This window comes from Mesorhizobium sp. FG116, assembly GCF_057809835.1.
In genome coordinates this window covers 130,382-148,903 of the sequence record NZ_JBMDKS010000002.1, presented here as the reverse complement: position 1 = coordinate 148,903, position 18,522 = coordinate 130,382, and the positions used below count along the sequence as shown (strand labels likewise).

At 61.8% G+C, this 18,522-nt stretch carries 14 protein-coding genes; 9 read left to right on the top strand and 5 right to left on the bottom strand.

The features are described 5' to 3' along the window. Window positions 1-428 precede the first annotated feature (428 nt). Window positions 429-3,344, top strand: a complete 2,916-nt coding sequence (locus ACODTY_RS02695) for an Rne/Rng family ribonuclease (RefSeq protein ID WP_488992749.1) — start codon at window positions 429-431, stop codon at window positions 3,342-3,344. Window positions 3,345-3,453: 109 nt separating this feature from the next. Here ACODTY_RS02695 and ACODTY_RS02690 read toward each other — a convergent pair whose 3' ends face one another. Together ACODTY_RS02690 and ACODTY_RS02685 are read right to left on the bottom strand one after the other, a co-directional pair. Further along, on the bottom strand, window positions 3,454-4,377 hold the full coding sequence (locus tag ACODTY_RS02690) for a glutaminase (RefSeq protein ID WP_488992748.1): 924 nt from the start codon (window positions 4,375-4,377) through the stop codon (window positions 3,454-3,456). A 15-nt stretch (window positions 4,378-4,392) separates the two neighbouring features. Further along, a complete protein-coding gene (locus ACODTY_RS02685) occupies window positions 4,393-5,493 on the bottom strand; it encodes a pyridoxal phosphate-dependent aminotransferase (RefSeq protein WP_488992923.1) in 1,101 nt (366 codons plus the stop codon). A 191-nt stretch (window positions 5,494-5,684) separates the two neighbouring features. Between ACODTY_RS02685 and ACODTY_RS02680 the strand changes: the two genes are divergently transcribed. From ACODTY_RS02680 to aat, 6 genes are all read left to right on the top strand, one after another. Further along, window positions 5,685-7,085, top strand: coding sequence for a M48 family metalloprotease (locus ACODTY_RS02680; protein ID WP_488992747.1), 1,401 nt, complete (start codon window positions 5,685-5,687; stop codon window positions 7,083-7,085). 41 nt (window positions 7,086-7,126) lie between these two features. Then, window positions 7,127-7,933, top strand: a complete 807-nt coding sequence (locus ACODTY_RS02675; protein WP_488992746.1) for a DsbA family protein — start codon at window positions 7,127-7,129, stop codon at window positions 7,931-7,933. 142 nt (window positions 7,934-8,075) lie between these two features. Continuing rightward, the gene (gene aroQ, locus ACODTY_RS02670) at window positions 8,076-8,510 is read left to right on the top strand and encodes a type II 3-dehydroquinate dehydratase (RefSeq protein ID WP_488992745.1); all 435 of its coding nucleotides are present in this window, start codon (window positions 8,076-8,078) and stop codon (window positions 8,508-8,510) included. A gap of 28 nt (window positions 8,511-8,538) precedes the next feature. Continuing rightward, a complete protein-coding gene (gene accB, locus ACODTY_RS02665) occupies window positions 8,539-9,006 on the top strand; it encodes an acetyl-CoA carboxylase biotin carboxyl carrier protein (protein WP_488992744.1) in 468 nt (155 codons plus the stop codon). A gap of 11 nt (window positions 9,007-9,017) precedes the next feature. After that, window positions 9,018-10,361 carry an acetyl-CoA carboxylase biotin carboxylase subunit gene (gene accC / locus ACODTY_RS02660; protein WP_488992743.1) on the top strand — a complete coding sequence of 448 codons (1,344 nt, stop codon included), beginning with the start codon at window positions 9,018-9,020 and terminating at the stop codon, window positions 10,359-10,361. Between the two features lie 8 nt (window positions 10,362-10,369). Beyond that, the gene (gene aat, locus ACODTY_RS02655) at window positions 10,370-10,987 is read left to right on the top strand and encodes a leucyl/phenylalanyl-tRNA--protein transferase (RefSeq protein ID WP_488992742.1); all 618 of its coding nucleotides are present in this window, start codon (window positions 10,370-10,372) and stop codon (window positions 10,985-10,987) included. A gap of 31 nt (window positions 10,988-11,018) precedes the next feature. Here aat and ACODTY_RS02650 read toward each other — a convergent pair whose 3' ends face one another. Continuing rightward, a complete protein-coding gene (locus ACODTY_RS02650; protein WP_488992741.1) occupies window positions 11,019-11,594 on the bottom strand; it encodes a GNAT family N-acetyltransferase in 576 nt (191 codons plus the stop codon). Between the two features lie 66 nt (window positions 11,595-11,660). On the opposite strand from ACODTY_RS02650, the gene ACODTY_RS02645 reads away from it, so the two are divergent. Both ACODTY_RS02645 and ACODTY_RS02640 read left to right on the top strand, forming a co-directional pair. Beyond that, the gene (locus ACODTY_RS02645; RefSeq protein WP_488992922.1) at window positions 11,661-13,025 is read left to right on the top strand and encodes a DNA polymerase IV; all 1,365 of its coding nucleotides are present in this window, start codon (window positions 11,661-11,663) and stop codon (window positions 13,023-13,025) included. 78 nt (window positions 13,026-13,103) lie between these two features. Beyond that, window positions 13,104-13,991, top strand: a complete 888-nt coding sequence (locus ACODTY_RS02640) for a DMT family transporter (protein ID WP_488992740.1) — start codon at window positions 13,104-13,106, stop codon at window positions 13,989-13,991. Between the two features lie 120 nt (window positions 13,992-14,111). On the opposite strand, the gene ACODTY_RS02635 is transcribed toward ACODTY_RS02640, so the two are convergent. Then, window positions 14,112-14,912, bottom strand: coding sequence for an ion transporter (locus ACODTY_RS02635; RefSeq protein WP_488992739.1), 801 nt, complete (start codon window positions 14,910-14,912; stop codon window positions 14,112-14,114). A 52-nt stretch (window positions 14,913-14,964) separates the two neighbouring features. Further along, window positions 14,965-18,492 (bottom strand): DNA polymerase III subunit alpha, encoded by a 3,528-nt coding sequence (gene dnaE / locus ACODTY_RS02630; protein WP_488992738.1) that lies wholly within the window; start codon window positions 18,490-18,492, stop codon window positions 14,965-14,967. Window positions 18,493-18,522 lie beyond the last annotated feature (30 nt).

The window sequence follows — 18,522 nt, the reverse complement described above, 5'->3', positions numbered from 1 at the left end:
CGCAATCTTGGAACCGTCCTTGTCCGCAGCATGTTGCTGCTTTTCAGACGCAAAAGACGGATCCACCCACATTAGAAGCTTGCGGCTGGTCGCGACGGATTTCGTAGGCATGCGCCCCTGGCGGAGGCAATGCTTGCGTGAGGAAAATGGTTTGGGTCCAACCCACGCCGGCTCTTAAGTGAGCAAACAAGCTGGTCCGGTTTTCCGGGCTTTGGTTCAAAAGGTCCACTGGCTGACGATGCTTTCGAGCGCCATCATGGAAAGGTCCGCAGGAAACCGCGCCATTTCGGCAGCGGGCGGCACCGCCATCGCGCTCCGGCGGCGGCCTACGGCCATTCAATTATCCGGCACCATCCCCCAACCAGACCGACAGACACGGGCATTCCCCGGCGAGCTGAGGCTGGCGGCTGCCGGGAGGAAACGAAATAATGCCCAACAAGATGCTGATAGACGCCTCCCACCCGGAGGAAACACGCGTAGTCGTCGTACGCGGTAACCGTATTGAAGAATTTGATTTTGAATCCCAGGACAAAAAGCAGCTCAAAGGAAACATCTACCTAGCCCGCGTAACGCGCGTAGAACCTTCCCTTCAGGCTGCCTTTGTCGAATATGGCGGAAACCGGCACGGTTTCCTTGCCTTCAGTGAAATACATCCCGACTACTACCAGATCCCGGTCGCCGACCGGCAGGCTCTTCTGCGCGCCGAAGCCGAAGAGGCTGAGGAAGAAAACAACGAAGACGAGCACGAAGGAGAGGAACGCCAGGACCGTAATCGCGGCCGGCGCGGCCGGCGCCGGGGCGGCAAGAGCCGCGACCGTGGCGAACATAGGCGTGACGCCGCCGAAGCGGCTTCGGATGGGGAAAACGGCGACAACAGCGGTGGCGAAGACGCCGCTGAGGATGCAAGCGAAACCGTTGAAACCGTCAAACTGGTCACGGAGACGGAAGCCACGCCCGCCAATGATGAGGACAACGCCGCCGAGACAAAGGCGGAAGGGTCCGATGACGAGGCAGACGATGGTCCCAAGACGACCATTGCCGCGAGCGTCGACGCCGATGTGATTTCGGAAGCTGTTTCCGAAACGGCCACCGAGGCGACTTCCGACGATAATGACCGCGGCATGCTAGAAGAGGTGCAATCCTCGCATGGCGACGAACATGAGGTAGAGTCGGTCGGCGCAGAGGACGCGCTGGAAGAAGTGCGCAACCGCCGCAAGCCGGCGCGTCGCCAGTACAAGATCCAGGAAGTCATCAAGCGCCGCCAGATCCTGCTGGTTCAGGTCGTCAAGGAAGAACGCGGCAACAAGGGCGCGGCGCTGACTACCTATCTGTCGCTTGCCGGCCGCTATTCGGTGCTGATGCCGAACACGGCGCGCGGCGGCGGCATTTCGCGCAAGATCACCAACGCGCAGGACCGCAAGCGCCTGAAGGAGGTCGTCGCCGATCTCGAAGTGCCGCAGGGCATGGGCGTAATCCTGCGTACTGCCGGCGAAAGCCGCACCAAGGCGGAGATCAAGCGCGACTACGAATATCTGATGCGGTTGTGGGAAAACGTCCGCAACCTGACGCTGCAATCGACCGCGCCCGCCCTCGTTTACGAGGAAGGCTCGCTGATCAAGCGTTCGGTGCGCGATCTCTACAACAAGGACATCGACGAAGTCCTGGTGGCCGGCGAGGACGGCTACCGCGAGGCCAAGGACTTCATGCGCATGCTGATGCCCAGCCACGCCAAGGTTGTGCAGCCCTATCGCGAGACGACGCCGATCTTCGTGCGATCCGGCATCGAGGCGCAACTCGACCGCATGGTGCAGCCGCAAGTGACGCTGAAAAGCGGCGGCTATCTGATCATCAACCAGACCGAGGCGCTGGTTTCTATCGACGTCAACTCCGGACGCTCCACCAAGGAGCATTCTATCGAGGAGACCGCGCTCCACACCAATCTGGAAGCGGCCGAGGAAGTGGCCCGCCAGCTGCGCCTGCGCGACCTTGCCGGCCTGATCGTCATCGACTTCATCGACATGGAGGAGAACCGCAACAATCGTGCGGTTGAAAAGCGGCTCAAGGACCATCTGAAGAACGACCGCGCCCGCATTCAGGTCGGCCGCATTTCGCATTTCGGCCTCTTGGAGATGAGCCGCCAGCGCATCCGCGCCAGCGTGCTGGAATCTACGATGAAGCCATGCCCGCATTGCGGTGGCACCGGCCACGTGCGCTCCGACTCGTCGGTGGCGCTGATGGTGGTGCGCGCGATCGAGGAATTCCTGCTCAAGGATTCCCGCAGCCACATCACCGTGCGCACGCCGGTTTCGACCGCGCTTTATGTGCTGAACCACAAGCGCAGCACGCTCGTTGACCTCGAAAAGCGCTTCGGGGTGGTGATTACGCTGGAAACGGATGAAACCGTGGCCGCGCAGCATTACGCAATTGCGCGTGGTGCTTTTGCCGAAAAGCCGGAAGGCTTTGTCGAGGCTCGCCCGCAGCCGGTCTATGTCGAGCCGGAGGAACCGGAGGACGAGATCGTCGTCGAGGACGAGACTGACGAGGAGAACGAACAGCCGCAGGCCGCGCAGCAGCAGGCGCGTTCGGGCGACGAAAATGGCGACGGCCAACGCGACCGCAAGCGGCGCAGGCGGCGCAGGCGGCGCGGCGGCAGGGATCGCGAGCACGGCGAACGCGATCAGTCGAATGGAAATGCCGGCGACGCAGAGGGTGCCTCGGCATCCGAACAGACGGAAGAAGCTTCCGATGAAGCCGAAGAGGCTGCAGCGGGTGCAGAGGTCGTGACTGCCGAGACCGTCGAAGCAGGCGATGACGCGCAGGGCAAGAAGCGCCGGCGCGGCAAGCGCGGCGGCAAGCGCAACCGCTCTGAAAACGGCGAAGCAGAAGCCAGCGCGGTTGCGGAAGGCGAAGCAGCTACAAGCGAAGCTGCGGAGCCCGTGAGTGCTGCCGAAGCTGAGCCGGTGCAAGCTGTCGCGACCGTCGAAGCGGCTGATGAGGCGCAGGGTTCGGCAGAGGCTGAAGCACCGGCCGCCGAGAAGCCGAAGAAGCCGCGCCGCACGACGAAGTCCAAGAAGGCCGCAGCGGCCGAAGCTGATGCAGCGGAAGCGGTGGTGGAACAGGCGCCTGCCGAAGAAGCTGTTGCGGAAAAGGCGGAGAGCGCCAAAGAGCCGGCGGCAAAGGCTCCGGCCAAGCCGCGCGCAACCCGCCGCAAGACCGCAGCAGCGGCGGCGGAGACGCCCGCAAGTCCGGTGGTTTTCTCTGTCGTGGCCGATCAGCCTGCCGAACCGGCTGCAGAAGACAAGCCGAAGCGCGGCGGATGGTGGCAACGGAAGGGCTTTTTCTAAACCCAACGGCGGCTAGCCCGCTTATCTGGAACATGAAAACCCCGCGCCATCACCGTGTTGGCGCGGGGTTTTCGTTTCTGGACAAACGATACGTGACCGATCGCTGCGGTCAGGCGGCAAAAATCGACCAGTTCATCGCCTTGGCAAGCTTTTCAAGCGCGATGGAGCCAAGTTGGGAATTGCCGCTTTTGTTGAGGCCAGGCGACCAAACAGCGACCGATGCCTCGCCTGGCACGACGCCGAGGATGCCGCCGCCGACGCCGCTCTTGCCGGGAATACCGACACGAAAGGCGAAATCCCCCGAGCCGTCATAGTGGCCGCAGGTCAACATCAGCGCGCTGATGCGCCGTGCCCTCTCCTGCGAGACGACGGAATAGCCGCCGCTCTTGCCGCCATTGGCGAGGAAGCGGCCGGCGAGCGCCAGTTGCCGGCAGTCCATCGCAATGGCGCAATGATGGAAGTAGACGCCAAGCGCCAATTCTGGCGAATGGTGTAGGTTGCCGAAGGATTTCATGTAGTTGGCAAGCGCGACGTTGCGAAATCCGGTCACCTGTTCCGAGGCTGCCACGTCGCGGTCGATGATGATGGTGTCGTCATCGGCAAGATACTGCACGAAACGCAGGATTTCGCCGATCGCCTCACGCGGCTGGTGACCGGCAAGCAGGATATCGGCGATGACGATGGCGCCGGCATTGATGAACGGATTGCGCGGGATGCCGGCTTCGCGCTCAAGCTGGACGATGGAGTTGAAGGGATTGCCGGAGGGCTCTCGCCCGACCCGCTTCCACAAGGCATCGCCGACTTTGCCGAGCGCCAGCGTCAGCGTGAACACCTTCGAAATGCTCTGGATCGAAAAGGCTTCGTTTGCGTCGCCGGCCGAGAAAACCTCTCCGTCGCTGGTCGTCACGGCAATGCCAAACTTGGCAGGATTGATCTTGCCAAGCTGCGGAATGTAGCTGGCGACCTCGCCCCGGTCGGAACGCTCGGCCATCTCCGCAGTGATTTCATCCAGTATGCGTTGCAAATCCGACAAGGTGACCCCCCTCGCCTATTTCAGCCAGTGCTCGATGCGAGCCATCGCTTCGACCATTTCGTTGTAACTGCCGGCATAGGAAAAGCGCATGGTGCGATGGCCTTGCAATGGATCGAAATCACGGCCCGGCGTCGCTGCCACATGCGCCTCGGCCAGCATTCGCTTGGCGAAAGCCATGCTGTCATTGGTATGGCGCGTAACATCGCAAAAGGCATAGAAAGCGCCGTCCATGGGCGCGGCGAGCGGAAAACCCAGCTCCGGCAGCCGATTCATCAAAAACTCGCGGTTCGCCGCATAGCGCGACTTGACCACTTCGAGCTCGTCGGTCGCGTTGAAAGCCTCGATGGCCGCGACCTGCGACAATTCCGGTGCGGAGATGTAAAGGCTTTGCGCGATACGCTCCACCGGACGTACCAGACTCTCGGGCAGGACCATCCAGCCGATGCGCCAGCCGGTCATGCAGTAGTACTTGGAAAACGAGTTGATGACCGTCACGTCCGGGCTGTAGGCAAGCGCTGTCGTGTCGGGCGCGGTGTAGGCCAACCGATGATAGATTTCGTCCGAAATCACCGAAATACCCAACTCGCCGGCAGTCGCCACCAAAGCTGCGAGTTCGCTTTCAGGTACGACGGCGCCTGTTGGGTTCGCCGGACTTGCGAACAAAACACCCTTCAGCGGCTTTTGCGCGTGAGCGGCGCGCAAATGCCCGGCGTTCAGGTAGGCGGCACCCTCGAGTTCGATTTCCACCACCTCGATGCCAAGTGCAGCCATGATGTTGCGATAGGCAGGATAACCGGGTGCCGCGATGGCGACGCGGTCGCCCGCATCGAACATGGCGAGGAAGGCCAGATTAAAGGCAGCCGACGATCCTGTGGTGACCGCAATGCGCGACGGCGCAATGTCGATGCCGTAATGCTCGCCATAGTGGCGCGCGATTGCCGAACGCAGGCCGGCAAGCCCGAGCGAGTCGGTATAGCCGATGCGCCCACGCTTCAAGGCGGCGGCAGCAGCTGCCCTCACAGCGACCGGGGCCGGGTCGGAAGGCTGACCCACGGCCATCGAGACAACGTCCACCCCGGTCGCGATGAGCCGGTTTGCCTCGGCAAGAATGTCCATGGCGTGAAACGGCTCGACCTCGCCGCGTCGCGAAATCGACACCCCATTTTGCTTCAATTCCGAACTCCCGTTTGACAGGCCAAGATTGCCAGCGCCGCACAATTGCCCGATTGCTGTGGGGATCACAAGTTCATGAACTTGTCAGCGCCGCCTTTTCATCCCAGGAAGGCTCAGCTACCAGTGGACGAACAATGATGAAGCTGCCGCGCCCTGCTTTGCGGCTGGCCAAGGCCAGCCGATTCGTTGCTACGCTGTCTCTCGGACTGGCGATGGCCTTTGCGGCTTCGGTGCAGGCTTTTGCCCAAAATGTTCCCGTGGTTCGCGACGCCGAAATCGAGGCGCTGGTGCGTGACTACGCGCGCCCCATCTTCAAGGCGGCAGGATTGTCCAAGGCGGGCATCGAGATCATTCTCGTCAACGACAAGAGCTTCAACGCATTCGTTGCCGGCAGGCGCATGTTCATCAACACCGGCGCGTTGCTGCAGGCCGAAACGCCCAACGAGATCATCGGCGTCATCGCCCACGAGGCCGGACACCTTGCCGGCGGCCACCAGCAGCGGCTTCGCGACCAGCTGGAGCGAGCCAAGACCATGGCGATCGTTGCCGGCCTGCTTGGCGCCGGTGCAATCGTGGCCGGCGGCGCAACCGACAGCAGGGGCCTTGCCGGTGTCGGCATGGGCCTGGCAACCGGCGGCAGCGAATTTGCCCGTCGCACATTGCTGACCTACCAGCGCGGCGAAGAAATCACCGCCGACCGCTCTGCCATCACCTATCTCGACGCGACGGGCCAATCGGGCCGTGGCATGCTGAAGACGTTCGAGCGTTTCCAGAGCGCCTTGTCATTGTCCGGCGCGCAGATCGACCCCTATCGCATCAGCCATCCGATGCCGCAGGACCGCATTTCGAACCTGCAGACCCTCATCCAGAAAAGCCCGTATTTCGACAAGGTCGACTCGCCTGCCCTGCAGCAGCGCCACGACATGATGCGCATGAAGATCGCGGTCTACACGGATGGCCAGGCCGCCGTGTCGCGCATGATCCAGAAGGACCCGGGCAGCCTTGCCTCCAAATATGGCGACGCGCAATCCACCTATCTTTTCGGCAGCCTGAGTTCCGCAATGTCCAAGACGGATGCGCTTATCAAGGCACAGCCAAAGAACCCCTATTTCCAGGAATTGCGCGGCGACATCCTGATGAAGGCCAACAAGCCCAAGGAGGCCGCAACCGCTTATGCAAAGGCGGTCAGCCTCGACCCCACCAAGGCCGGGCTGCTTTCCGTCACCTACGGACAGGCCTTGCTGGCGGTTGGAACGCCGGAATCGCTGAAAAAGGCCGTTGCCCAGATCAACGACGGCCTGGAGCGCGACCGGGAGAACGCTTCCGGCTACCGCTATCTCGCGCAAGCATACGGGATGCTGGGTGACGTTGCCGACGCAGATCTTGCAACTGCCGAGGGGCACTATTATTCCGGCGCATACAAGGATGCCGCGATTTTCGCGGCGCGTGCGCAACAGCGCCTTAAGCCGGGCTCGCCGGCTTGGCTTCGCGCCCAGGACATCATGAACCAAGGCAAATCGGCCAAGAAGAAATAGGCTTCGCGGCTGCGAGTGGAACTGACAAGGGACAAATCACGATGAAGAAGGCAATTCTGCTCGGCACCGCGGCAAGCGCTCTTGGATTTGCAATGCTTGCGTTTGGTTCCATCGCCGTCGCTCCGCGCGCGGCAAATGCCGAAGACGCGGTCAGCCAGACCCAGGCCGCCCCAGCCGAATCGAAGATCGACCGGGCCGAAGTCGAAGGTATCATCCGCGACTATCTGCTGAAGAACCCAGAAGTGCTTCTGGAAGTGCAGGAGGCACTCGAGGCAAAGCAGAAGGAAGAGCAGCGGCTCGCCAGCCTGGGCGTCATCAAGGACAACAAGGAAGAGATTTTCAACTCGACCTTTGACGGTATCGTCGGCAACCCCAACGGCAAGGTAACGATCGTCGAGTTCTACGATTACAATTGCGGCTTCTGCAAACGCGCCATGGAAGACATGCGCACCCTGACCGCGGCTGATCCAGAGCTGCGCTTCGTGCTCAAGGAATTCCCCATCCTAAGCCCCGACTCGCAAAAGGCCAGCGTTGTCTCAATGGCGTTCCACCTGATGATGCCTGAGAAGTACGGCGAGTTCCACAAGGCGCTTTTGGGCGGCGAAGGCCGAGCAACCGAGGCGACGGCACTCAAGGTCGCCCTTTCGCTAGGCGCCGACGAGGCCGAACTGCGCGCCAAGATGCAGGACCCTTCCATCGTCGAGGCGCTCTCCAAGACATACGACCTGGCGAACAAGCTCGCGATCACCGGCACGCCATCCTACGTGGTTGGCAACGAAGTGGTGTTCGGCGCGCTTGGCCCTGAAGTGCTGGCCGAAAAGATCGCCGAGGCAAAAGAGGCCCTCTAAAGCCGGCAAGCACAGTTTCGCCATCTTGTTTGCCTCTGTGGACAGGCAAAGAAGGCACTTGCGCTCTTTTCGCAGGGGTCTATGCCCATTATAGAGGGTCCGGCGCACCGGTTACGGTCTGCGTCGGGAAAGGTCGGCATTTTTGAAAACGGTTTTCGTTTTAAACGGTCCCAATCTGAATACGCTCGGCAAGCGCGAGCCCTCCATCTATGGCACGCAGACGCTGGACGACATTGGCGCCGACTGCCGCAAAGCCGGTTCCGCGCTTGGACTTGAGGTGGATTTCCGCCAATCCAACCATGAAGGCGCTCTTGTCGACTGGATACAGGAAGCCTCGCAGGCAGCGGTTGGGCTGGTGCTCAATGCAGGCGCCTACACCCACACCTCGATTGCCATCCACGATGCCATACGCGCAGCAGCACCTCTGCCGGTGGTGGAGGTGCATCTTTCCAACATTCACGCTCGCGAACCATTCCGCCACGTCTCCAAGGTCGCGCCTTACGCGGTCGGCATGATTTGCGGCTTCGGACCGCTTGGCTACACCCTGGCGCTGCAAGCGCTGGCCGCGCGGGTTTGACCGGCGCTTTAGAAAAGAAGGCTCAACGATGACTACGAAGAAAACCGGTGTCGACCAGGAACTGATCCGCGATCTGGCGGGCATACTGAATGACACCAACCTGACCGAGATCGAAGTCGAACTCGGTGACTTCAAGGTACGCGTTTCGCGCCAGACGCAGGCCGTTCACGCTGCAATCGCACCGCAGCCGGTATACGCGCCGCCGCCGGTACAGTCTGCCCCTGTAGGCGCGCCAGCTGCCGCCGCTCCAGCAGCCGACTCGAAGAACGCCGTACCTTCGCCGATGGTTGGAACCGCTTACCTCGCGCCGTCGCCTGACGCCAAGGCTTTCATTGAGGTCGGACAATCGGTCAAGGAAGGCCAGACTCTGCTGATCATCGAGGCGATGAAGACGATGAACCAGATCCCGTCGCCGCGTTCGGGAACCATTACCGCCATACTGATCGAAGATGCGCAGCCGGTCGAGTTCGGCATGCCGCTGGTCGTGATCGAGTAGGCCTGCCCGGGATGTTCCAGAAGATCCTCATCGCCAATCGCGGCGAAATCGCTCTCAGGGTGCTTCGGGCCTGCAAGGAACTCGGCATCCAGACCGTCGTGGTGCATTCGACCGCCGACGCGGACGCCATGCATGTGCGCCTCGCCGACGAGAGCGTATGCATCGGCCCGCCGCCCTCGCGCGACAGCTATCTCAATATTCACCAGATCGTCGCGGCCTGCGAGATCACCGGCGCGGATGCCGTGCATCCGGGATATGGCTTTCTGTCGGAAAACGCGAAGTTCTCGGACATCCTAGCCGCCCACAACATCACCTTTATCGGGCCTTCCGGCGACCATATCCGCATCATGGGCGACAAGATCGAGGCCAAGCGAACCGCAAAACGCCTTGGCATTCCGGTCGTTCCCGGCTCCGATGGCGCGGTTACCGAGGAAAAGGAAGCAAGGCGCATCGCAGCCGAGATCGGCTACCCCGTCATCATCAAGGCATCCGCCGGCGGCGGTGGACGCGGCATGAAGGTGGCGCACACGGAAGCCGATCTGGAAATTGCGCTGGCAACGGCGCGCTCCGAGGCTGGCGCGGCGTTTGGCGACGACGCCGTCTACATCGAGAAATATCTGGAAAAGCCGCGCCATATCGAATTGCAGGTATTCGGTGACGGTGCGGGCCACGGCGTGCATTTCGGCGAGCGCGACTGTTCGCTGCAGCGCCGCCACCAGAAGGTTTGGGAGGAAGCCAATTCCCCCGCCCTCAATGCCGACCAGCGCGCCAAGATCGGCGCGACCTGCGCCAATGCAATCGCCGAACTTGGCTATTCGGGCGCGGGCACCATCGAGTTCCTCTATGAGAATGGCGAGTTCTATTTCATCGAGATGAACACGCGCCTGCAGGTGGAGCACCCGGTGACCGAGGCTATCACCGGCATCGATCTGGTTCACGAGCAGATCCGCGTTGCTTCCGGCGGCGGGCTTTCGGTCAAGCAGGACGATATCAAGTTCAACGGCCATGCCATCGAATGCCGCATCAATGCCGAGGACCCGCGCACATTCGCGCCGTCGCCCGGCACGATCACGCATTTCCATACCCCCGGCGGGCTCGGCATTCGCGTCGATTCCGGCGTGTACTCCGGCTACAAGATCCCGCCCTATTACGACAGCCTGATCGGCAAGCTGATCGTGCACGGGCGCAATCGCGTGGAGTGCATGATGCGGCTGAGGCGCGCGTTGGACGAGTTCGTCGTGGATGGCATCAAGACGACGCTGCCGCTGTTCCGCGACCTTGTCGGCAATCATGACATCGCCGACGGCAACTATGATATTCATTGGCTGGAAAAGTATCTCGCCTCAGCCGACTAGAAGCCAAGATGACCCGTCCATTTGCCCCGGGTTTTCGCATACCGACCGACCTTCTGCTGAAGGCATATGCTTCCGGTGTGTTTCCGATGGCGGAAAGCGCCTCGGACCCGGAAGTGTTCTGGGTGCGGCCTGAAACACGCGGCATCATCCCGCTGGACGCGTTTCATGTTCCCAAAAGCCTGACCAAGGCGATCCGCAGGAATGTGTTCGACATCCGCTTCGATATCGATTTCGAAGCGGTGATCGACGCCTGCGCGGAAAAACGCGAAGAGCGCGCGTCGACCTGGATCAACGGGCCGATCCGCGAAGCCTATGTGCAACTGCACAGGATGGGGCATTGCCACTCTGTCGAAGCATGGCGCGCCGGAAAATTGGTGGGAGGCCTCTACGGCGTATCGCTTGGCCGGGTTTTCTTTGGCGAAAGCATGTTCTCGAAAGAAACCGACGCCTCCAAAGTGTGCCTCGTCCAACTGGTGGAGCGCCTGAACCAACGTGGTTTCGCACTGTTGGACACGCAGTTCACGACCGAGCACCTGAAACGCTTCGGCGCCATCGACGTGCCGCGCGGCAGATACGAAAAAATGCTGACCGAGGCGCTGGAAGGGACGGCAAGCTTCAACCCCTGACCAGACCGCGCTGGCAGAACAGCCACAAGCGCTACAGCACCAACCTGACGAGCGGGCGTCCTGCCTTGCGTTCGACCATGCGTTGGAAGCCCGCCTTTTCGAAGACGCGCGTCGAGCCGACGAACAGGCCAATGGAACGCGAATCGCGCGAAAGATCCATCGGGCACGCCTCCAGAAAGCGCGCGCCGTTCTCGCGCGCAAACTCAATGCCACCCTGCACCAGTTGATGCGTGAGACCCTTCCCGCGCGCCTTGGAGCGCAGGAAGAAGCACGAAATCGCCCAAACATCAGGATCAGAGGCATCGGCCGGCTCCATCGGCGCGGAACCCCTGCCCGCATTGTTGAATTCGGGAACGTCCGCGCGCGGCCCTACCTGCATCCAGCCGACTGCCTTGCCGTCCTGAAAGGCTAGCAAGCCGGGCGGTGGTCCGGTTTCGATGCGCACCCGGATATGATCCTTGTTGCGCTCGCGGTCGTTCTCGCGCCGCGCCGCCGGCGGCAGCCGGAAATGCGTGCACCAGCACCCGTAGCAGGCACCCTGCTTGCCGAACAAATCCTCGAAATCCGGCCAGCGCTCAGGCGTTACCGGAACAATGGTCGTACTCATCGGCCTCTCCAGCGCACGGCCTTGCCGCTGCCCGCGTCCTGACGTACCATAGTGTTTGTTCTCTTTATGTTCGCATCGATGCGCACCGCTGTCAACGACCCAGAGCATGGCTTCTGCCGCGACTGCCTGACCCCTCAGGCCAGCGCAACGAAGCGCTGCGAGCGCTGCGGCAGCCCGCGGCTGGCCCGCCATCCAGAACTCTACCGGCTGCACCTGGCGCATATCGATTGCGACGCATTCTACGCGGCGGTGGAAAAGCGCGACAACCCAGCGCTGAAGGACAAGCCCGTCATCATCGGCGGCGGCAAGCGCGGGGTCGTCTCGACGGCGTGCTATATCGCCCGCATTAGCGGCGTGCGCTCCGCCATGCCGATGTTCAAGGCGCTGGAAGCGTGTCCCGAGGCCGTCGTCATCAAACCGGACATGGAGAAATATGTCCGCGTCGGGCGCGAGGTGCGCACCATGATGCAGGCGCTGACGCCCTTGGTGGAGCCGATTTCAATCGACGAAGCCTTCCTCGACCTTTCCGGCACCGAACGCTTGCACGGATTGCCGCCGGCGCTGGTGCTGGCGCGGTTTGCGCTATCGGTGGAGAAGGAGATCGGCATCACCGTTTCCGCCGGCCTTTCGTACTGCAAGTTCCTGGCCAAGGTGGCATCCGACTTCCGCAAGCCGCGCGGCTATTCGATTATCGGCGAAGCCGAGGCGGTCAGCTTCCTGGCGGAGCAGCCGGTGACCATGATCTGGGGCGTGGGCAAGGCATTTGCCGCATCGCTGGAACGCGACGGCATCCGGCAGATCGGCCAACTGCAGCGCATGGAACGAAGCGACCTGATGCGTCGCTACGGCGTGATGGGCGACAGGCTTTACCGGCTTGCCCGTGGCGACGATGACCGCCGGGTGAGCGCCGACCGCGATTCGAAAAGCGTTTCGGCGGAAACCACTTTCGATACCGATATCGGCGAGTTGAACGATCTCGTTCCGGTGCTGCGCGCCCTGTCTGAAAAAGTGTCGGCCCGGTTGAAGAAGGCCGGCATCGCCGGGCGTACGATCGTGCTGAAGCTGAAGTCGCACGACTTCAAGATCCGAACCCGCAACCGCCAACTTGGCGATCCTACCCGCTTGGCAGACCGCATATTCTCGACCGGCCTCGAACTGCTGCGCAAGGAAACAGACGGCACCAGATATCGGCTGCTCGGCATCGGCGTCAGCGATCTTTCCGACGACGACAAGGCTGATCCTCCCGACCTTGTCGATGTTCAGTCGCGCAAGCGCGCGCTGGCCGAGGGCGCGATAGACGCGCTGCGCGACAAGTTCGGCGGCAAGGCGGTCGAGACCGGCTACACCTTCGGCAAGGGCCATCGCGGCAGGCCTGCACGGCCGGACGAGGATGACGAACCGGAAATCCGGCATCCGTGGGAACGCATCTGAGGGTCACGGGATATCTGGCCTATTGATTTAGAGCCACTAGCGGTTGCAGCAATCCCGGCGGGCTGCGAGATAGCGTGCATGACGCCTGCTCCCTCGATACCCAAAGCCGCCCTTTGGATGGCACTCTCGATTGCCTCGTTTCTCGGCATGACCGTGGCGGGGCGCGAGACCACCAATGCGCTGAATGTCTTGCAGGTGACGGAACTGCGGTCGGTGGTCGGATTCATCATTCTGTTGCCGCTGGTGATGGCAAGCGGCGGTTTTTCGGCCATGCGGACAAAGCGGCCGATGCAGCATGTGGCGCGCAACGTCGTCCACTACATGGGCCAGGCGGGCTGGCTCTATGCGCTGACGCTGATACCGCTGGCCGAGCTGGTTTCGATCGAATTCACCACGCCGATCTGGACGGCGATCCTCGCGGTCATGTTCCTGGGCGAAAAGCTCAACGCCCGCAAGTTGATTGCCATCGCCTTCGGCATGCTTGGCGTGCTGGTCATCGTGCGGCCCGGCATGGGCACGATAGCGACGGGCCACCTCATCGTACTTTGCGCCGCCGTCAGCTTCGGCATCTCCATGGTGATGGTAAAATCGCTGACCCGGACCGAGAGCGTCGTGCGCATCATCTTCTGGATGCTGGTGGTGCAATCGATCATCGGCTTCATCCCGGCATGGATCGAGTGGCGCAATCCACCACTCGCGCTATGGCCCTGGATCGTTGCAATCGCCTTTACCGGCATGTCGTCGCACTTCTGCCTTGCCCGTGCACTGACCTATGCCGATGCCACCCTTGTCTCGCCGATGGATTTTCTGCGCCTGCCGTTCACCGCGCTGGTCGGTTGGCTGATCTACAGTGAAAATGTCGATGCCTTTACCATCGCTGGCGCGGCACTGATCCTGCTCGGCAATCTGGTGAACCTGCGCCGGCGCGCGATGAAACCGGACGAAGCGGCGGCGGCGGCTTCCTGATCACGGCCAAGGTCGGTTTGGTGCATGTCTCCCGAAAGTGGGCCCGGTTTCGGGATAAAGACATGCATGAAATCAAGGTGCTAAAGCGTGTTGAGCGAATCTGAAAGATCGCGACACGCTTTAGTCGCCGTCGTTGGGAATGTTGAGCAGGTGGCCGCACGCCTTGCAGTGAACGGCGTCAGGTTCATGCCGTTGCAACCCGCATTGCGGGCACGGGAAGAACACCTTAGACGGCCGGAAGATCGCTTGTGCAAGCCGCACGAACAGCGAAATACCGATAATCATGGTAACGATGGCCGTGAGCTTGCCGGCGACGCCCGGCAAGACGATATCGCCAAATCCCGTCGTGGTGACGGTAGCGACCGTGACATACATGGCATCGACGTATCCCGTGAAGCCTGAGCCGTCGCGGAAGAAGAATGTGTAGACGAAACCCGTGACGACAAACAGGAACGTCAGCAGATTGACCACGGCATGGCTGGCGTCGCGCCACGCCCGCAAACGGCGCATTTCCAGATGCCGCCAAAGCGCGCCGCTGCGTGACAGCGACCACAGGCGCAGGATGCGCAGGAATGCCAGGTTGGCCAGTGCGGTGGGGAAAAGCAGCGTCAACAGGATGAAACCGTCGATCCACGAGGTAGGCTGCTTCAAGAGCCGCCAGACATCCGTCGAGGCCAGCAACCGCCCCGCCATGTCGGCGGCCACCAGTGCCGCGACCAGATAGTCCAGCCACAGGAAAGCGCGCGATTCCTGCAGCACCGGCGTGAGAATGAAGAAGATGATGATCGCCAGATCGACGACAACAGCGGCGATCTGGAACCTGAACGCAGCCGGCGTATTGCCGTGATAAAGCTTGCGCAGCCGATCGCGGATACCGGTCAGGGTGGACTGAGGCTCGGCGGGTTGTTCTCTTCCATCCATGGTTTGGGATAGCCTGCCGCTGGCAGCGCGTCCAGTGACCTGTAATCCGGACCTACACGAGTTCCACTTCAACCACACCGGGCACCGCACGCAGGGCCGACGCCACTTGCGGCGAGATGCGGTAGCGATTGGGAAGCCCGATCTCGACCTCGCCTTTACCATCATCCTTGATCAGGACGAAACTGACCTGCCCCTCGCCTTTCACGGAAAGCTGGCTGGCCAGCATGCTGAGAGGTGCGGCGTCGCGCATGAAGATGCGCAGCTGTTTCTGCACCTGGCTGGCAGCATCATCCAGTGATTTCACCGCCTGAATGCGCAGATTGACGCCTTCGGGCCTATCCTCGGCGCTTACCTCGATGACCATCGATTTGCCGGGCTCAAGCAGGTCGCGATACTGCGCCAGCGTTTCGGAAAACATAACCGCTTCGTACTGGCCGGTGGTGTCGGAAAAATTCACCACGCCCATCTTGTTGCCGGTGCGGGTCTTGCGCTCCTGCTTCGAGGTGACGGTGCCGGCAAGCCGCCCAGCCGTAGCACCACGCTTGACCGCTGCCGAAAAGTCCCCCCATGTCTGGACGCGCATCTTTTCCAGCGCCGCCTTGTACTCGTCCAGCGGATGCGCCGACAGGTAGAAGCCGACGACCTGGAATTCGCGGTGCAGGCGCTCAGCCGGCAGCCACGCATCGGTGGCAGGCAGATGCAGCGCTTCGGACTGCGCGCCGAGCGATGCTCCGAAAATATCCGTCTGACCAAGAGCCGCGTTCTCGTTCGCCAGCGCGGCAAGGCCCATCATGCGCTCGACGCCAGCCATCATCGCGGCGCGGCCATGGCCGAAGCAATCCAGCGCGCCCGCCATGATGAGGCTTTCGAAAACGCGTTTTCCCACGACCTTTGGATCGATGCGCTCGCAGAAATCGGCGAGGCTCCTGAACTGGCCTTCCTTGCGCTTTTCCGCGATGTGTTCGACGGCGGCATCGCCGACGCCCTTTAGCGCCGCCAGCGAATAGAAGATGCGGTTTTCACCCACCTCGAAATCGCGATAGCTGGAAAGCACCGAGGGCGCCACCACATCGATGCCGAGCCGCAGCGCATCCTGACGGAAATCGGCCAGCTTGTCGGTGTTACCCATGTCGAGCGTCATCGAGGCCGCGAGGAACTCGACCGGGTAATGCGCCTTGAGATAGGCGGTCTGGTAGGACACCACGGCATAGGCTGCGGCGTGCGACTTGTTGAAGCCGTAGTCGGCGAACTTGGCCAGAAGGTCGAAGATAAAGTCGGCCTGCGGCTTGGTCACGCCGCGCTCGACCGAGCCGGAGACAAAGCGCTCACGCTGCTTGTCCATCTCTGCCCGGATTTTCTTACCCATGGCGCGGCGCAGCAGGTCGGCTTCACCCAGCGAATAACCGGCCAGTTCCTGCGCGATCTGCATCACCTGTTCCTGGTAGACGATGACGCCCTGCGTCTCCTTAACCAGATGATCAATCTTGGGGTGGATCGAGGCGGTCTCTTCCTCGCCGTGCTTTCTGGCGTTGTAGGTCGGGATGTTTTCCATCGGACCAGGGCGATAGAGCGCCACCAGCGCGATGATGTCCTCAATGCAGTCCGGCTTCATGCCGAGAAGCGCCTTGCGCATTCCAGCGCTTTCAACCTGGAACACGCCGACCACCTCGCCGCGCGACAGCATGGCGTAGGTCTTCTCGTCATCGAGCGGAATATGCGCCAGATCGACATTGATGCCGCGCCGCTGGATGAGCTTGACGGCGGTGTTGAGCACCGTCAGCGTCTTGAGGCCGAGGAAGTCGAACTTCACCAGCCCGGCCTGCTCGACATACTTCATGTTGAACTGGGTGACCGGCATGTCCGAGCGCGGGTCGCGGTACATCGGAACCAGCTCCGACAGCGGCCGGTCGCCGATGACGATGCCGGCGGCATGCGTCGAGGCGTGGCGATAGAGCCCTTCGAGCTTTTGCGCCATGTCGAGCAGCGTCTGGACGATGGGTTCCTTTTCCGCCTCTTCGGCAAAGCGCGGCTCGTTGGCGATTGCCTCGGCAAGCTTGACCGGATTGGCCGGGTTCTGCGGCACCATCTTGCACAGCCGGTCGACCTGTCCGTAAGGCATCTGCAGCACGCGGCCCACATCGCGCAGCACGGCGCGCGCCTGCAGCGTTCCGAAGGTGATGATCTGGCCGACCTGATCGCGGCCATACTTGCCCTGCACGTAGCGGATCACCTCCTCGCGGCGGTCCTGGCAGAAGTCGATGTCGAAGTCCGGCATCGACACGCGCTCGGGATTGAGGAAGCGCTCGAACAGCAGCGAAAAGCGCAGCGGGTCGATGTCGGTGATGGTGAGCGCGTAGGCGACCAGAGAGCCCGCGCCCGAGCCGCGCCCCGGCCCGACAGGGATGTCGCGCGCCTTGGCCCACTTGATGAAGTCCGAGACGATGAGGAAGTAGCCGGGGAATTTCATTCGCTCGATAATGCCGAGCTCGAATTCCAGCCGTTCCTTGTAATCCTCGACCGTATGGCCCGTCGTTGGCCCATGCGCCGCAAGACGGCGATCGAGCCCTTCGCGTGCCTGGCGCTTGAGCTCTTCTACTTCGGCCTTCTCTGCGGCTTCGGGATCCGCCACACCAACGCCAGTGAAACGCGGCAGGATCGGTTTGTGGGTCTTGGTGTAGAAGGAGCAACGCTGCGCAATTTCGACCGTATTGTCGATGGCCTCCGGCAGGTCCGCGAACAGCGCAGCCATCTCGGCCTGGCTCCGGAGATAGTTGTCGGGCGAGAGCCGGCGGCGATTGTCGGCGGCAACGACCGAACTCTCGGCAATAGCAATCAGAGCGTCATGCGCTTCGTAGTCGTCCCGCGAGGAAAAGAATGCCTCATTGGTGGCGACGAGCGGCAATTCATGCCGATAGGCAAGCTCGATCGTGTTCTTTTCGATGTTACGGTCATAGCCGGAGATGCGCTCCAGCTCGACATACAAGCGGTCGCCGAAAAGCTCTTTCAAGGCGGCTATGCGGGCCTCGACCAGATCACGCCGGTCTGCCTTCAGCGCGGAGCCTATCGGACCTCGCGGGCCGCCGGTGAGACAGATGATGCCGTCGCTATGACCTGCAAGCATGTCGGTGGTCAGATGGACGGATTCGCCGGGCGGCGTTTCGAGATAGATGCGGCTGTCGAGTCTCACCAGATTGCGGTAGCCGGCCTCATTGGCCGCTATCAGGACAACGGGAGAGGTCTCCGGGCCAAGCCGGCGGCGGTCGCGCTGCCCATCGGCACTCTCGCCGCTGAACGCCAGGTCGATCTGGCAGCCGATGATCGGCTGGATGCCGTCCTTGACCGCCTTCTGGGCAAACTCGAGCGCACCGAACAGGTTGTTGGTATCGGTAACCGCAATCGCCGGACTGGCGTCCTTGAGCGCATGGCCGACGATCTTGCCAAGTTGCAGCGCACCTTCGAGCAATGAATAAGCCGAATGCACCCGCAGATGGATAAAGGTGCGCGAAGACGGTTCAGGGCGATCCTGCCGCGCCACCGCTTCCCGCTTCAGGGGATCGCGTGGAAGTCTGTCATCCGCCATATCGTCAGCGCCGCCTGAAAGGACTCAATT

Coding starts and splice junctions, on each gene's coding strand:
- ACODTY_RS02680 (WP_488992747.1), top strand. CDS start 5,685: ATGATGAAGCTGCCGCGCCCTGCTTTGCGGCTGGCCAAGGCCAGCCGA.
- aat (WP_488992742.1), top strand. CDS start 10,370: ATGACCCGTCCATTTGCCCCGGGTTTTCGCATACCGACCGACCTTCTG.
- ACODTY_RS02695 (WP_488992749.1), top strand. CDS start 429: ATGCCCAACAAGATGCTGATAGACGCCTCCCACCCGGAGGAAACACGC.
- ACODTY_RS02645 (WP_488992922.1), top strand. CDS start 11,661: ATGTTCGCATCGATGCGCACCGCTGTCAACGACCCAGAGCATGGCTTC.
- ACODTY_RS02685 (WP_488992923.1), bottom strand. CDS start 5,493: ATGGACATTCTTGCCGAGGCAAACCGGCTCATCGCGACCGGGGTGGAC.
- accC (WP_488992743.1), top strand. CDS start 9,018: ATGTTCCAGAAGATCCTCATCGCCAATCGCGGCGAAATCGCTCTCAGG.
- ACODTY_RS02635 (WP_488992739.1), bottom strand. CDS start 14,912: ATGGATGGAAGAGAACAACCCGCCGAGCCTCAGTCCACCCTGACCGGT.
- ACODTY_RS02650 (WP_488992741.1), bottom strand. CDS start 11,594: ATGAGTACGACCATTGTTCCGGTAACGCCTGAGCGCTGGCCGGATTTC.
- ACODTY_RS02675 (WP_488992746.1), top strand. CDS start 7,127: ATGAAGAAGGCAATTCTGCTCGGCACCGCGGCAAGCGCTCTTGGATTT.
- accB (WP_488992744.1), top strand. CDS start 8,539: ATGACTACGAAGAAAACCGGTGTCGACCAGGAACTGATCCGCGATCTG.
- dnaE (WP_488992738.1), bottom strand. CDS start 18,492: ATGGCGGATGACAGACTTCCACGCGATCCCCTGAAGCGGGAAGCGGTG.
- ACODTY_RS02640 (WP_488992740.1), top strand. CDS start 13,104: ATGACGCCTGCTCCCTCGATACCCAAAGCCGCCCTTTGGATGGCACTC.